The 15,052-nt window shown below is 32.0% G+C and carries 15 protein-coding genes; 5 read left to right on the top strand and 10 right to left on the bottom strand.

Features of this window, described 5'->3' with window-relative positions; genetic code table 11:
- Positions 1–26 precede the first annotated feature (26 nt).
- The 5 genes from B0A68_RS08585 to B0A68_RS08565 are packed head-to-tail and all read right to left on the bottom strand — an operon-like array spanning position 27 to position 6,135.
- A complete protein-coding gene (locus B0A68_RS08585) occupies positions 27–659 on the bottom strand; it encodes a hypothetical protein (RefSeq protein WP_035682040.1) in 633 nt (210 codons plus the stop codon).
- Complete coding sequence (locus B0A68_RS08580; protein WP_035682041.1) at positions 660–1,310, bottom strand: hypothetical protein; 651 nt, start codon at positions 1,308–1,310, stop codon at positions 660–662. It abuts the gene before it with no gap.
- Positions 1,311–1,967, bottom strand: a complete 657-nt coding sequence (locus B0A68_RS08575; RefSeq protein WP_035682044.1) for a hypothetical protein — start codon at positions 1,965–1,967, stop codon at positions 1,311–1,313.
- A complete protein-coding gene (locus B0A68_RS08570; RefSeq protein ID WP_035682045.1) occupies positions 1,964–4,429 on the bottom strand; it encodes a TonB-dependent receptor in 2,466 nt (821 codons plus the stop codon). Before B0A68_RS08570 ends, B0A68_RS08575 begins: the two co-directional genes overlap by 4 nt.
- An 11-nt stretch (positions 4,430–4,440) precedes the next feature.
- Positions 4,441–6,135 carry a M23 family metallopeptidase gene (locus B0A68_RS08565; protein WP_035682047.1) on the bottom strand — a complete coding sequence of 565 codons (1,695 nt, stop codon included), beginning with the start codon at positions 6,133–6,135 and terminating at the stop codon, positions 4,441–4,443.
- Positions 6,136–6,316: 181 nt separating this feature from the next.
- On the opposite strand from B0A68_RS08565, the gene B0A68_RS08560 reads away from it, so the two are divergent.
- The 3 genes from B0A68_RS08560 to rny all read left to right on the top strand — a co-directional run bounded on the left by B0A68_RS08560 (position 6,317) and on the right by rny (position 8,674).
- Positions 6,317–6,607, top strand: coding sequence for a hypothetical protein (locus B0A68_RS08560; RefSeq protein ID WP_035682048.1), 291 nt, complete (start codon positions 6,317–6,319; stop codon positions 6,605–6,607).
- 5 nt (positions 6,608–6,612) lie between these two features.
- Positions 6,613–6,906: a cell division protein ZapA gene (locus tag B0A68_RS08555; RefSeq protein ID WP_035682050.1), complete on the top strand. Its 294-nt coding sequence runs from the start codon at positions 6,613–6,615 to the stop codon at positions 6,904–6,906.
- A gap of 208 nt (positions 6,907–7,114) precedes the next feature.
- The gene (gene rny / locus B0A68_RS08550; protein WP_035682051.1) at positions 7,115–8,674 is read left to right on the top strand and encodes a ribonuclease Y; all 1,560 of its coding nucleotides are present in this window, start codon (positions 7,115–7,117) and stop codon (positions 8,672–8,674) included.
- Between the two features lie 78 nt (positions 8,675–8,752).
- Here rny and B0A68_RS08545 read toward each other — a convergent pair whose 3' ends face one another.
- The 5 genes from B0A68_RS08545 to B0A68_RS08525 all read right to left on the bottom strand — a co-directional run bounded on the left by B0A68_RS08545 (position 8,753) and on the right by B0A68_RS08525 (position 13,649).
- Complete coding sequence (locus B0A68_RS08545; RefSeq protein ID WP_035682053.1) at positions 8,753–10,273, bottom strand: sensor histidine kinase; 1,521 nt, start codon at positions 10,271–10,273, stop codon at positions 8,753–8,755.
- A 142-nt stretch (positions 10,274–10,415) separates the two neighbouring features.
- Entirely contained in the window at positions 10,416–11,312 is an 897-nt protein-coding gene (gene xerD, locus B0A68_RS08540) for a site-specific tyrosine recombinase XerD (protein ID WP_035682054.1), read from the bottom strand.
- 80 nt (positions 11,313–11,392) lie between these two features.
- Entirely contained in the window at positions 11,393–11,968 is a 576-nt protein-coding gene (locus B0A68_RS08535) for a porin family protein (RefSeq protein WP_035682056.1), read from the bottom strand.
- Between the two features lie 179 nt (positions 11,969–12,147).
- A complete protein-coding gene (locus B0A68_RS08530) occupies positions 12,148–12,732 on the bottom strand; it encodes a porin family protein (protein ID WP_035682058.1) in 585 nt (194 codons plus the stop codon).
- A gap of 362 nt (positions 12,733–13,094) precedes the next feature.
- Positions 13,095–13,649, bottom strand: a complete 555-nt coding sequence (locus B0A68_RS08525) for an outer membrane beta-barrel protein (protein ID WP_035682060.1) — start codon at positions 13,647–13,649, stop codon at positions 13,095–13,097.
- Positions 13,650–13,927: 278 nt separating this feature from the next.
- Between B0A68_RS08525 and B0A68_RS08520 the strand changes: the two genes are divergently transcribed.
- Both B0A68_RS08520 and aroQ read left to right on the top strand, forming a co-directional pair.
- Entirely contained in the window at positions 13,928–14,488 is a 561-nt protein-coding gene (locus B0A68_RS08520; protein WP_035682061.1) for a porin family protein, read from the top strand.
- A gap of 131 nt (positions 14,489–14,619) precedes the next feature.
- Positions 14,620–15,033, top strand: a complete 414-nt coding sequence (aroQ, locus tag B0A68_RS08515; RefSeq protein WP_035687814.1) for a type II 3-dehydroquinate dehydratase — start codon at positions 14,620–14,622, stop codon at positions 15,031–15,033.
- Positions 15,034–15,052: the final 19 nt, after the last annotated feature.

The raw sequence follows: 15,052 nt of genomic DNA, 5'->3' as shown, positions 1-15,052 counted from the left end.
TATCAAATATACTATTTTTGATTGTATTATCTGGTTTTATTGAATTTTACTAGCACGAAGATGTTTAGAAGCACAAGACCTAAATACCCCATAAAAAGAATCCAGTTCTTTTTATATAAAGATAAAACATATTTTCTCTCTGCTTCTTTTGCTTCTTCTAACCAAATATCTTTATTAGCATCTCCATATCCACATATAATAAAATTAATTGATTTTAAAGATTTATTTGGCTTGGGCTTGGGCATCATCAAAATAAAAAAATCATTATGGTGTTGTAAAAAGAATGGCATTTTTTCTACTAAAACAAGATCTAAAATTTTAACATAAACTTCATACTTCATTTTACTTCCTAAATGAATTTGTATGCCATTTATTGTATCATTTTCACGATTCAATTTTCTGATGGCTGAATGAAGATTATTTAAATTTTCACTTTCTATAATTTCAGAATTATTAAAACTATAAACTTTATATTTTCTTTTAATGGATAAAAACTTTTCTATCATTAAAGAATCTGAAGGAAATTGAAAATCAATAGATCCTTCGTTAATAAAAGCATCTGTCTTGTAAAAATAAATCAAAAATACTATCGGAATCAGAACCAAAGAAATCATTCCCGGAACATAAAAAATCCTTTTTCTCTTTTGCTTACTTATCATTTATTTACTTCTATTAAATTTTACTAAAACGAAAATATTTAAAAGTACTAATCCAAAATAACCAAAAGAAATTAATATCCATTTTTGTTTAAAAAAGGATAGTTGAAAATTATGTTTTTCTTCTTCTATTTTTTCTTTCTGTTCCCAATAAGCCTGTCGTCTCATTATTTCTAATGTACCACAATTCATTGTATCATATTGAATAGTATCCTTTACTTTTTTATACGTATTAGTACTTCCCAAAATATAAATATCATTTTCATTTATTGTCCAGTCGGGAGCATTTTCTTCATCTAAAATATCGATAGTTCTAATAAAAACATCATAATTGGTTTTTAAACCAAAGTGAATTTTAATTCCATTTATTGTGTCTTTATTATTTGCTAATTTCCGAAGATAAAGCTGCATATCTTGTAACTTCTTCTTTTCTGAAATTTCATTTTCATTGAAATTAAATACTTTATATTTTCTTAGACTTGGAATTTTATACTCAAAAAAAGATTCTTTATTGGGTAAATGTAAATTGATTCCTGCATTAACTTTAAAAGCATCAACTTTGTAGAAATGATAAAAACAAAACAAAGGAATCAGAACCAAAGAAATCATTCCCGGAACATAAAAAATCCTTTTTCTTTTTTGCTTACTTATCATTTATTTACTTCTATTAAATTTTACTAAAACGAAGATATTTAAAAGCACTAATCCAAAATAACCAAAAGAAATTAATATCCATTTTTGTTTAAAAAAAGAAGCCTTAAAGATTCGGGTTTCTTCTTCTTTTCTATTCTTTTTTTCCCAATAAGCTCTCTGTTCCATCAGTTCTGCAGTTCCACAATCCATTTTACGATACTCAGTAGTATCTTTAACTTCTTTATAAGTATTACTGCTTCCTAAAACATAAATATCATTTTCATTCACTATCCATGTGGGAGCATCCTCTTCTGACAAAATATCAAGACTGGTTATAAAAGTCTGGTAAAATGATTTTGGACCAAAGTGAATTTTAATTCCATTTATAGTATCCTTCTCTACTATCAACTTCCTAAGATAAAGTTTCATTTCGCTCAATTCCGTTTTTTGAAATCCCCTCTCATTGAAATCAAATTCTTTATAATTTCTAAGAGTCGTAACTTTGAATTTTTCGAAATAATTTTCATCAACAGGCGGCATAGATAATTCTATTTTGCCATAAACCTCAAAAGCATTAGTTCTATAAAAATAGATAATAAATATCAAAGGAATCAAAACCAAAGAAATCATTCCCGGAACATAAAAAATCCTTTTTCTCTTTTCGCGTTTTACGATCATAACCTCGCATTCAGTTTCACATTGAAAACTCTCGAAGTCATATAATTAGGAATCGCATATTGATTTTTAGAATACACATCACGAACCCAGGTATTGGTAATGGCATTTTGATTGTTGAAAACATTAAAAATCTCAACTCCGACAGACAATTCTTTAAAGTTTTTAAGCCAGTTTGTTTTCGCAGTTTTGGTACTGCTGTCTACAAAAACTTTTGCAAAACCAATATCGGCTCTGCGGTAATCGTTTAATCTGTTTTGGTATAAATACGGATCAGAATAAGATGGCGCACCGCCTGGCAAACCGGTATTATAAACTAGATTGAGATATAATTTTACACTTGGAATATTAGGCATATAATCCTGAAACAACATTGCAAATTTTAAACGCTGATCAGTTGGTCTTGCGATAGAACCTTTATTCTCATAGTTTTCTTCGGTTTTTAAATATCCAAAGCTTACCCACGATTCTGTCCCCGGTACAAATTCTCCATTCAATCTAAAATCAAGACCTTGTGCATATGCTTTTGCATTATTATCTGCGGCATATCGAATTCGGACATTGTCGATAGAATAGATATTTACATCAGAAAGGGATTTGTAATATACTTCTGTAACCCATTTAAAAGGGCGATTCCACATTTTAAAATTATAATCGTTACTCAATACAATATGCACCGATTCCTGCGCTTTTACATCCGGATTTACAACTCCGTTTACATCCCGAAGTTCTCTGTAAAAAGGCGGCTGATGATACAACCCTCCGGAAAGTCTGAAAACCATATCCATATCCCAATCTGGTTTTATGGCAAACTGCGCTCTCGGACTAAAAACAATTTGATTTTTCCCTTCTACAGATGCACCAGAAACATTCCAGCTCTGGAAACGAACACCGAGATTGTACCAAACCTGACTCGAACCTATTCCTGTCTTTTGATTCCATTGTGAATAACCCGAGAATCGGTTTATCGTATTAAAATTGGTGGCGCGCACATCTTGATACGGCAATAAAGGTCCTGTATAAGGTTCGTACGGCTGATTATTTTCCGGAAGAATAACAATTGGAGGTTTTACAGAAAAACCTGCAGAATCTATAACTTCCCACTCTACTACCCGATCACGAATAGATTCTCTGGTATATTTTAAACCAAATTCTAATTGGCTGTCACGCCATTCTTTAAATCCTTTAATTTCGATATTTGCAATTAAAGCATCTAAATCGTTTCTCGCATGATTCAGCTGTGCTCCTATACCGCGTGTAAACTCTACATTTTCAATTGTTGTCGCTTCATCTGCATTTGCATTTCCTAAACGATACTGCGCCAAAATATCAAAATGTTCTTGTTCTTTTGTATGAAATAAAGAACTGATCAGCTTTAGTGTAAAACTTGGAGATACTTTATAAGTGGTTTTAAAAGCTCCAAAATAAGTATCATATTGATCTCTTTCTTTTCCGTCATAATAAACCGCAAGCGCCATGGGCTGGTCTACAGTTCCAAATTTTGTCTCTCGTGTTAAGGGCTGATACAAATATTTATTCTGCGAAATATTTCCTAAAAAGCTCAACTGCCATTTTTCTGAAATATCATAATTTATATTCGTCTGGACATCCACAAATGTGGGTGTATAATTGGTCTCCGTATCCTGACTATTTACAAGCAGACTATTATTTCTGTAACGAACTCCGGTAACGGCAGACCATTTTTTATTTTTAGACACGAGGTCAACAGCAGCACTCCCTCCTAAGAGACTTGCTTCTAATGATGCACCAAATTCAGTTGGTTTTCTGTACGTAATATCTAAAACGGAGGACAATTTATCTCCAAATTTGGCCTGAAATCCTCCAGCTGAAAAATCAACATTATGAACCAGATCGGTATTGGTAAAACTTAACCCTTCTTGCTGCCCGGAACGGATTAAAAAAGGACGATACACTTCGATTTCATTTACGTAAACCAAGTTTTCGTCATAATTACCGCCTCGCACCGCATACTGAGTACTAAGTTCGTTATTTGAATTTACTCCGGGTAAAGTTTTCAGGATATTTTCGATTCCGGCATTTGCTCCGGGAATTTTTTTAATGACAGCCGGATCAACAGTTGTAATTCCCTGAATTCGTTTTTTGTTTTTTGATGATACAAAAACTTCTCCCATTTGTTCTTGAGAGTTGTTCATTACGGGATTAAAAATAAATACTTCCTCTGGTCTTAAACTTACCGTAAGACTCATCATTTTTAGAGCAATATGAGTAAAAATCAGGGAAGCTTTTTTGTTTGAAGGAATATCAATTTCAAAATAACCTTTTGAATCTGACTGAACTGTTTTTCCGAAAGATGAAATATTTACATTAGAAACCGGATGATTTTCAACATCTAAAATAATTCCTTTAACATGCGCATTTTGAGCAAAGGAAACAGAAGTTATGCATAAAAAAAGAAAAGCGAATATTAACTTTCTATAATTCAAATGTGTGGATTTTATTTTTGTTGACTTCTAAAAAAACGAGTTTCAAAGATAGTAGAATTTCCTACATTATCAATTACTTCTATTTTTAAATCATTTGCACCTTCAGCCAAAAAAGCATCATCAAAAACATGAGTAATTTTTCTGGTTTTATTTTCGTATTCAAACAGAACCCAGCTTCCGTTTAGATAACCATTGTAAGATTTAATTCCAGATAAACTGTCACCAATACTGAACTCAATTTTTTTAACATCACTAATCCATTTATCTTGTATTGGTTTTGCAATTCTGATTACTGGCGGAATAGTATCTAAAACCAACCCGTATTGTCCTAAAACTTTTGCTTTAGAAGTATAAACATTTCCTTTTCTGAGAGTACCGTTAAAAGTATTGCTCTTCCCGGAAATTCTTGCAATAAAAAGTTTATCCTTTAGAGATTCTGTATAAGTACTGTCTTTAATGGTAATTGTAAAATTAGAGTGTACAGGAACAGTATCATCATGAATATAAATTCGATTGTTTTTTACATCAAAATTCATATTAAAGTCATCGTAAAAAGTTCCTGCAGGAAAAAACACAGACATATTCTCTTTTTCGAAGTTAGAGTCTTTATTATATCTGATAAAATATTTTGATGTGTTTGGCTCTTCTTTTACGATTGGCGCCGCTGTATCATATTCTACAGGCACATTAATAGTGCTTTGGTTTCCAAAATAATCTGAAACTTCAATTCTGTACAAAGTTTCCAGATTTGGTTCTGTTGTAATAATACCGCGAAGAGAATCTGTTTTAATAATGCTTAAAGCGAATGGTTCGTCCATAAAAAGTTTCTGAATACGCTGTCCATATTTTTTATATCTCGGATAATCAATCAGCGCATTGATAAAACGCATTTCATCAAAGGAGTACGTATTAAACTGATAATTATAATTCTGGTTTCCATTCACGAAAGTGGAAACATTAAAAACACCATTTTTATTAAAAGAAACGTCATCTGTATCTGTAGCATTTATTCCAAAACCAATTTTTCCGTTGGTCTTTACTTTTCCGGCTAAATACGTCCCGTCTTTTTGAAGTGCCATATTTAACAATAGAGGCTGTTTGGACTGATTTACCGTTGCATTAAAAAGCGGATAAACATACAAACTTGATATTGTTGGTTTTTTGGAATCATTTATGTTTTTATCAAAACCAAAAAATATTGGATTGATTACAAATTCTGTTTTAGAATCTCGTATTTCGAAATGAAGATGCGGACCTTCTGAAGAACCTGTGTTACCAGAAAGCCCAATTATTTGCCCTTTTGTAACAGGAAGTTCATTCGGCTTTGGAAAAACTTCAATTTCATAAGCTTTAGCAGCATAATGTTCTTTTTTTACATAATCCTGAATCGGACCAACGGTAGACTGCAAATGTCCGTAGACAGAAGTATACCCATTTGAATGTGTAATATAAATACATTTACCGTTTCCAAAAGTCGAAATTTTTATTCTTGAAACATATCCATCTGCAATTGCATATACGTTTAAACCCTCGCGCTGATTGGTCTTTAAGTCAAACCCGGCATGAAAATGATTAGGTCGCAGCTCACCGAAATTCCCAGAAAGCTGCATCGGAATATCAAGAGGAGGCCGAAAGCTATCTTTTGGATACTGCGCCTGGGCAAAAATAAAATTAGAAATCAATAAGGTAAGTATAGATAATCTCATGCGTTACGTTTTTGCTAAGATAAAAAAATCTGAACCCATAAACTATGATAATAATCATAAAAAATACAATTGACTGAAATTCATCAATTTGCTTATTTTTAATGCAAAAAAATCGATAAAAAATTGCATTAATAAAAAGGAATATTAACTTTGTAAGATTAAGTAATGAATAGGATTTATAATGAGTGTAATTGCAGAAATAATTGATACTCTTGAATATAAAGTCGGAAAGCTTTTTGAAAAATCAAAAGCTTTAGAGAAAAACAATCAGGTATTACGATTAGAATTAACCAAAGCTGCGCAAATTATCCAGAAACAATCTGAAGAAATAGAAGCTTTGAAAAAGCAGTATGACACACTTAAGATAGCCAATTCGTTGCTCGGCAGCGACAACAATAAGAGAGAGACAAAGCTTAAAATAAATTCATTAATTCGCGAAATTGATCACTGTATAGCACAACTATCAGACTAGAAAATATGGACGGAAAGCTTAGAATTAAAATATCAATTGCAGACAGAGTTTATCCGCTTACGGTTGAACCTGTTCAGGAAGAAGGGCTAAGAAGCGCTTCTAAAAAAATTGATGCTATGATCAAGCAGTTTGAAGAAAGTTATGCAGTTCGTGACAAACAAGATGTTTTGGCGATGTGTGCCCTGCAATTTGCATCACAAGTAGAACAAAAACAAATTGACAACGCAATTGATGGAGAAGAAACCATCGAAAGAATTAAAAGATTAAATTTGCTTTTAGATCAATATCTCGAAAATTAAACGTTCTTTACAGAAACTAAGATACTGCCTACATTAGTTCACAATTGGTAAACTCAACACTAACAAATTAAAATGAGTGAATCGTCGCTACTATAGTACGTCCCGATTTATTGGGAAAACTTGAACAGTGAGTTAGCTCAAAACTTGTCTTTACGAGTTTATTCAAGCAATTAATGTAGGCTTTTTTTATATATAAATTTTAATAAACATGGACATAACGATCATTATTTCAGGTATTATAGGTATTGCAGCAGGTTTTGCGATAGCTAAAATTATCGAAAAAAGCAATATTTCTAACCTAATCAAAAACGCTAAAAAAGAAGCTTCATCTATTTTAAAAGATGCTAATTTGGAGGCTGAAAATATTAAAAAAGATAAAATTCTTCAAGCAAAAGAACGTTTTATCGAATTAAAATCTGAGCACGAACAAGTTATTTTAGCAAGAGATAAAAAAGTAGCTGAAGTAGAAAAAAGAGTACGTGATAAAGAGTCGCAGGTTTCAAATGAATTATCAAAAGCTAAAAAAGTGAATGATGATTTTGAAGCTAAAACTCAGGAATACAACAACAAAATTGAGCTTTTAGATAAAAAACAAACTGAAGTTGACAAATTACACAAAAGTCAATTACAGCAGTTAGAAGTAATTTCAGGACTTTCTGCCGAAGAAGCAAAAGAGCAATTAGTAGAAGGATTAAAAGCTGAAGCTAAAAGTAAAGCTATGTCTCATATTCAGGACACTATTGAAGAGGCAAAACTTACTGCACAGCAAGAAGCTAAAAAAATCATTATCAATACGATTCAGAGAGTGGGAACTGAGGAAGCAGTTGAGAATTGCGTTTCTGTTTTTAATATTGAATCTGATGATGTTAAAGGTAGAATTATTGGTCGTGAAGGCCGTAACATTAGAGCACTAGAAGCTGCAACCGGAGTTGAGATCATTGTTGACGATACACCAGAAGCAATTATACTTTCTTGTTTTGACCCTGTTAGAAGAGAAATCGCTCGTTTATCTTTACATAAATTGGTAACTGACGGACGTATTCACCCGGCACGTATTGAAGAAGTTGTTGCTAAAACTGCAAAACAAATTGATGATGAAATCATCGAAGTTGGTAAACGTACTGTTATTGACTTAGGAATTCACGGTTTACACCCGGAATTGATTAAAGTTGTGGGTAGAATGAAATACCGTTCTTCTTACGGACAAAACTTACTACAGCACTCTAGAGAAGTTTCTAAACTTTGCGGTATCATGGCAGCCGAATTAGGCTTAAATGTAAAACTAGCCAAAAGAGCTGGTTTACTACACGATATTGGTAAAGTTCCAGATACTGAAAGTGATTTACCGCACGCATTATTAGGGATGCAGTGGGCTGAGAAATATGGTGAAAAAGAAGAAGTTTGTAACGCTATTGGAGCGCACCACGACGAGATCGAAATGAAATCTTTATTATCTCCTATTATTCAGGTTTGTGATGCTATTTCTGGAGCAAGACCAGGCGCAAGACGTCAGGTTCTAGATTCTTATATCCAGCGTTTGAAAGATCTTGAAGAAGTAGCTTACGGATTTAATGGTGTAAAAAATGCTTATGCAATTCAAGCCGGTAGAGAACTGCGTGTAATTGTTGAAAGTGAAAAAGTTTCTGATGATAATGCTGCAAATTTATCTTTTGAAATTTCACAAAAAATCCAAACAGAAATGACTTATCCAGGTCAGGTTAAAGTAACTGTAATTAGAGAAACAAGAGCAGTAAATATTGCGAAATAATTTTCTCTGTTCCTTATATAAAATAACAAAGGCTNNAGCCTTTGTTATTTTATATATACTTGATACAAACAAACCCATTTACATGTCATTAAAGACAATTTTAAAGCACGTCCCTACTCCAACTTCACTTTCAACAAAAATACTTCCTTTCATGGCTTCAATTTGATTTCTCGTGATATATAAGCCAATGCCGCGCGCTTCTTCATGCTGATGAAATGTTTTATACATCCCGAACAATAAATCGCCGTAAATATTCAAATCAATTCCGAGACCATTATCTGTTATTTTTAATGACTTATAACCTTCGGGTTCAATACAAAATTCGAAAACAATTACCGGATCACGATCTGGATGAGCGTATTTTATAGCATTTGTTGTAAAATTCAACAAAACACTTTCGAGATAAGCCGGATTAAAATTAATGGTTAAATACTTAGGAACATTGTTTACAATAGAAACCTTGGTTTGTTTATCGTAGCCTTTTATTGTCGAAATTGTCTTTTCTATATATTCACAAAGCTTTAAAGGCAAAACTGCAATATTGATATTATTCTGAGTTTTTACAATTTGAGTTAAATTTGAAATTGTCTCATTCAAATCGTTAGAAACTGTTCTTAAATGCTCCAGCATTTCAGTAATCGTTTCTTTATTTACATCAGCATCGATAAAATCCAAAATCGATTTTATATTTCCTGCCTGCGTGTTCAAATTATGGGACACTATATGCGAAAAATTCAACAATCTGCTGTTTTGATCACTATAAAGTTTCATTGTTTTTATGAGTTCCAGTTCTTTTTCCTTTTGCTGGGAAACATCGGTATGAGTTCCAATAACACGTAAAGGCTTTCCGTTTTCATCACGTTTTATAACTTTACCCCGGTCTAAAATCCATTTATAATTACCGCTGGAAGTCATGACACGATGATAATTTTCATAATACGGAATCTTATTATCAAAATGTTCCTGTATATCTGAATAATATTTTGGAAGATCTTCAGGATGCACAATTTTGTCCCATCGCTCCGGATCATCAAAAACATCTGTTGAGTCTAATTCTAAAATTTTTAATGATAATGAAGAATAAAAAACACGGTTGGTTACCATATCCCAATCCCAGATTCCGACTGTAGAAGCATCGAGAGCAAACTGAAAACGTTCTTCTGAGATGCGAAGTCGTTCTTCTTTATCTTTTAATTCTGTAATATCAGAAACATGCCCGTTAAAGCTCACTCTTCCATCAGATGAAGATTCTGTTTTTGCAGCGACTTTAAACCATCTCAAACCTTTTACAGGTAAAATGGCTCTAAACTCAAGATCCCAAGGCTGCAGTTCTTTTCTGGCTTTTACCAAAGATTTAAAAAACAGTTCTCGATCCTGAGGAAAAATTCGGTCGTAAATTATATAAATTATCTCATTTGTAAACTCATTTACATCGAGTTCAAAAATATCATCAACAGATTTACTGACAAGAGGAAAAGAGTAATTATTATCATTGTCTATTACAAACTGAAATAGCAAATCGGGCATTTCGGCAAACAATTTTCTATAAAAATTATTTACCTCTAAGCAATCTTCATTTTCATACAAATCAAAAACCATATATTACTTATTTAGATAGATACTTATATTTTTTTACACTTTAATCAATAGAAACTGTATAAAGTGACAAGACCTCTAATTGGTCAGAAATTTAACACAATGTATTAATAATTCCCTTATAAATAACGGTTTTATATCAAAATTATTTTCTAGGATGAAAAGAATACATTACTTCTTTTAAAAAACTTCGATCCAGATGCACATAAATTTCTGTTGTTGTAATAGATTCATGACCCAGCATAAGCTGAATTGACCTTAAGTCGGCTCCGTTTTCTAACAAATGCGTTGCAAATGAATGCCTTAAGGTATGCGGACTTATATTTTTATGCAGTCCGACCTTTTCTGCCAGACTTTTTATAATGGTAAAAATCATCGCACGGGTGAGCTGACTTCCTCTTCTGTTTAAAAACAAGGTGTCTTCAAAACCTTTTTTTATAACGAGATTCGAACGAATTTCTTTCTGATAAATCTCGATATATCTTTGTGCAAATTTCCCGATCGGAACAAAGCGCTCTTTATTTCCTTTTCCGGTAATTTTTATAAATCCTTCTTCAAAAAACAAATCTGATATTTTGAGCGTAATCAATTCAGACACACGCAGTCCGCACCCGTATAAAGTTTCGATCATCGCGCGATTTCTCTCGCCTTCATTGGAACTTAAATCGATAACCGCAATAAGCGAATCAATTTCTTCAACAGAAAGTGTATCCGGAAGTTTACGGCCGGTTTTTGGTGATTCTATTAATTCAAGCGGATTATCATTTCTATAATCTTCAAAAATTAGATAATTAAAAAAACTTTTCAAGCCGGAAATAATACGCGCCTGAGACCTCGGATTTACCTCTTTTGCTATTTCATAAATAAATTGCTGCAGGGTTTCATCGGTAATTTTAAGCGGGGAAACATCAATCTGATTGACTTCTAAAAAAAGACATAACCGTTCGATATCAAAGCCGTAGTTTTCGATTGTATTCTTAGACAACCCTCTTTCTATTCTCAAATACGATTGATAATCTTTTATATATCTATTCCAGTTCATACGCACAAAGTAAAACATTTTTGGGCATAAAAAAACCTTCCGGGTTAGGGAAGGTTTTTAAAATATTTCAAATCTAAAAATTAGAATTTGTATGCTGCAGTAAGTGCCAATACATTGTTTGTATATCTATTATCATAATAACCATAATCATAATCATCATAATAATCGTTGCCATAACCATAAGCACTTGTTAAGCCAATAGTATAGCGAATACCAACAGAGAAATTATTTGTAAAATTATAACCAGCACCTAAATTAAAACCAACATCAACTGTTTTTTCATCATATGGAGATTTACTAGAAACCAACAAACCAAGTTGTGGTCCTGCCTCTACAGTAAATTGTTTTGTAATGTAATACTTCGCTACTACAGGAATATTTATGTAATTTAAATTTACGTTATAATCACGCTGACCGTTGTATGCATCAAATTTACCTCCTTGAGCAGAATACAAAAGTTCTGGTTGAATATATAATTTTTTCCAAACATTGATCTCAGCAAAACCACCTAATTGAAAACCTACTAAAGCATTAGCATGGTCATCACCTCCAATTGTAGAAATATTTAGACCACCTTTTACTCCAAATCTTGTTTTTTGAGCATTTGCAAACCCGAATGCCATTATTGCAATAGCACATAGAATAATTTTCTTCATTTTAATTGTTTATAGTTAAAATTAAGTGGCAAATATAAAACTATACTTCATAAAAAAGGACTTGTTTTTTAACAAATAATATAGTAATTGTGAGCCAAAATTATGTTAAACACCCCATAAATTCAGTATAAAAAAAGCCTTTCATTTCTGAAAGGCCTTATAGACTGTAATTGAGCATTTTAGAATTTGTAAGCCAGAGATAAAGCCAGGTTACTATTCTTTGCACTGTCATAATACTCCTCTTCATCGTCAATATCTGCATCTTCTGCAAGAGGCGATAAACCAATGGTGTAGCGAAGATTGATAGAAAGATTTTCAGTAAAGTGAAATCCAGCACCAATGTTAAATCCAAAATCTACAGATTTGAAACTATCTTTAACATCATCACCGTCAGATTTTGCAGATAACAAAATTCCTAATTGCGGACCTGCTTCTACACTAAATTTTTCAACAATGTAATATTTAGCTAAAACCGGAATGTTTAAATAGTCCAATTTAACATCAAAATCCCCAAAAACTGGACCTCCATCAATTTTAGTACCTTGAGCAGAATATAAAAGCTCCGGCTGAATGGCAAACTTGTCAGCTATTTTGATTTCAGCAAAACCTCCAACATGAAAACCAACTAAAGAATTAGTGTTTTCAACATCTCCACCTACAATGTTAGAAAGGTTTAATCCTCCTTTTACTCCAAATTTAGTAGACTGTGCATTTGTTAATCCAAATGCCATAACTGCTAATGCAGATAAAATAATCTTTCTCATTTTATTTGTTCTGTTAAAATTAATAAACTAAATATAAAACTATACTTACTAAAAAATTATTTGTTTATTAATAAAGAATGTTAGAAATTAAGGGATAAATTATATTAAAACATACCAATATCCGAGTGTATTTGGTAGCTGCATTGCTTTAAGCATATTAATACTATAATCAATATTCAATAAAAAGATGATTTATAGCACGCAGAAAAAACATAAAATTAACATGTATAATCTTATTTTAAAAAAATAACTTCCTTATAATGTGGGTTTAAAAAATTTTATAATTAGAAAGAATTAAAATGAGGCATAAAAAAACCTCCCTAAAATTTAGGGAGGTTAACAAAAACATAAATTGTAATTTTCTAGAATTTGTAGATCACTCCAAAACTCACATCTCTTAAATCAGTACCTAAACCGAAAGAATTTGTTTTTTCAGCTCCATGACCACCATTATTGTTTACGTTGTATCCTAAACCAGCCCATGTAGTTTCAATAGCAAAATGTTTAGATAAGAAATAACTTAAACCTAAACCTAAATTTACACCAACTTCATTTGACTTAAATTCACCAGCTTTGCTATTAGTAAAATCAAGACCAGCTTGACCAAATACTGAAAATTGAGAAGCAGGAGTAAAATAGTATCTACCAAATGCACCAGCTGTAAAGTCATTGGTTTTGTCATCTCCAACTTTTGTTGAACCAAAACCTAATTTTGCTCCAATAGCAATATTTTCTGTAACAAAATAACCTACACTTGGAACAAGAGTAAAATCGCTTGATTTATTATCACCTGTTTTTTGAGACCCAACGTTGAAGGCTCCAGATATAAATACATCACCTTTAGCAAATCCTGCTGTTTGTGCATTAGCAAATGTAAACCCCATAACTGCAATAGCAGCTAAAATAATCTTTTTCATATTTTTTTGTTTTTAATTACAACAAACAAAAATAAGATTATACTTACTTTAAAAACATCCCCAAAAAGTAAATAAAGTATTAAAATAAGACAAATTTAAAAAATAAAAAAACCATTAGTACAGTAACAGCAAGGGTTTAGAGAATAAATATATTTCTTGATTTTATGAGATATGGGAATTTTAGTAATTAATGAAAACAAAATATAAAGCAATAAAATATCGAATAATTAGTTTTGAATTGAATAACAATAGAGTACAAAACTTAAAAAAGACATTTTATGAAAAAGATATTTCTAGCAGCCGTTTTGTTTATCGCAGCATCGGCTACAATTCAGGCACAATTTGTAAAAATTGGTGTAAAAGCAGGGGTTAACTTTGCAAATCAGACAGGAGATGCTTCTATGGAAGGTGTAGCGTTTGATAAAGACGGAATTACAAGTTATCATGCAGGTTTAGTTGCAGAAATAAAACTACTAGATCGATTTGCTGTTCAGCCGGAACTTTTATACTCAACACAAGGTGCAACTTATAAGAATGCAGTGGATGAATTTAAAAATGAGTTAGGATATTTATCTATTCCCGTTATGGCTAAATTTTACCTGACAGATTCATTCAGTCTGGAAGTGGGTCCGCAAGCATCCTTTTTATTAAGTGAAAAAAATGATTTTAACGTTAAAAATGCTGAGACTTTTGAATTTGGGGTTAACGCAGGATTAGGTTTAAAAATTACTAAAAATATATTTGTTCAGGCTCGTTACGGTTTAGGTCTGACTGAAGCTTCAAAAGATGCCGACGTTAAAAACTCAACGGTGCAATTATCAGCAGGATTTTTATTCTAAAAAATATATCACATAGTTTTACAAAAACCGTTCTATTAATTGGAGCGGTTTTTTTATTTTTACTGTCTTGTGAAATGAATTCAGTAAAGTACAAAACGATTCAAATTACTTCAATTAAAATTAACTTATCTATGAAAATCTGCATTGTTAACGGCCCAAATTTGAATCTTTTAGGAAAAAGAGAACCTGAAGTTTACGGAAGTCAAACCTTTGAAGATTATTTTGAAATCCTGCAGAAAAAATTCCCCAACGTAGAACTTTCTTATTATCAAAGCAATATTGAAGGCGAATTGATCGGGAAAATTCAGGATGTTGGTTTTACTTTTGATGGAATAATCTTAAATGCGGGCGCTTACACACATACTTCTGTAGGTATAGGTGATGCAATGAAAGCGATTACAACGCCTGTTATAGAAGTTCATATTTCGAACACCTATGCACGCGAAAGTTTTAGGCACCAATCTTATCTTTCTGGAAATGCCAAAGGTGTTATTTTGGGTTTTGGACTAAAAAGCTACGAATTGGCGATTCAATCTTTTTTGTAATACTTTATTTAACAAATTT

It is taken from the genome of Flavobacterium reichenbachii, assembly GCF_002217435.1.
Taxonomy (GTDB): Bacteria; Bacteroidota; Bacteroidia; order Flavobacteriales; family Flavobacteriaceae; genus Flavobacterium; species Flavobacterium reichenbachii.
Note: the sequence above shows the minus strand (reverse complement) of the source record. Positions and strands in the feature narration are given on the sequence as shown.

Coding starts and splice junctions, on each gene's coding strand:
- B0A68_RS08545 (WP_035682053.1), bottom strand. CDS start 10,273: ATGGTTTTTGATTTGTATGAAAATGAAGATTGCTTAGAGGTAAATAAT.
- B0A68_RS08530 (WP_035682058.1), bottom strand. CDS start 12,732: ATGAGAAAGATTATTTTATCTGCATTAGCAGTTATGGCATTTGGATTA.
- B0A68_RS08585 (WP_035682040.1), bottom strand. CDS start 659: ATGATAAGTAAGCAAAAGAGAAAAAGGATTTTTTATGTTCCGGGAATG.
- B0A68_RS08555 (WP_035682050.1), top strand. CDS start 6,613: ATGGACGGAAAGCTTAGAATTAAAATATCAATTGCAGACAGAGTTTAT.
- B0A68_RS08560 (WP_035682048.1), top strand. CDS start 6,317: ATGAGTGTAATTGCAGAAATAATTGATACTCTTGAATATAAAGTCGGA.
- B0A68_RS08580 (WP_035682041.1), bottom strand. CDS start 1,310: ATGATAAGTAAGCAAAAAAGAAAAAGGATTTTTTATGTTCCGGGAATG.
- B0A68_RS08575 (WP_035682044.1), bottom strand. CDS start 1,967: ATGATCGTAAAACGCGAAAAGAGAAAAAGGATTTTTTATGTTCCGGGA.
- xerD (WP_035682054.1), bottom strand. CDS start 11,312: ATGAACTGGAATAGATATATAAAAGATTATCAATCGTATTTGAGAATA.
- B0A68_RS08535 (WP_035682056.1), bottom strand. CDS start 11,968: ATGAAGAAAATTATTCTATGTGCTATTGCAATAATGGCATTCGGGTTT.
- B0A68_RS08565 (WP_035682047.1), bottom strand. CDS start 6,135: ATGAGATTATCTATACTTACCTTATTGATTTCTAATTTTATTTTTGCC.
- B0A68_RS08525 (WP_035682060.1), bottom strand. CDS start 13,649: ATGAAAAAGATTATTTTAGCTGCTATTGCAGTTATGGGGTTTACATTT.
- B0A68_RS08520 (WP_035682061.1), top strand. CDS start 13,928: ATGAAAAAGATATTTCTAGCAGCCGTTTTGTTTATCGCAGCATCGGCT.
- rny (WP_035682051.1), top strand. CDS start 7,115: ATGGACATAACGATCATTATTTCAGGTATTATAGGTATTGCAGCAGGT.
- aroQ (WP_035687814.1), top strand. CDS start 14,620: ATGAAAATCTGCATTGTTAACGGCCCAAATTTGAATCTTTTAGGAAAA.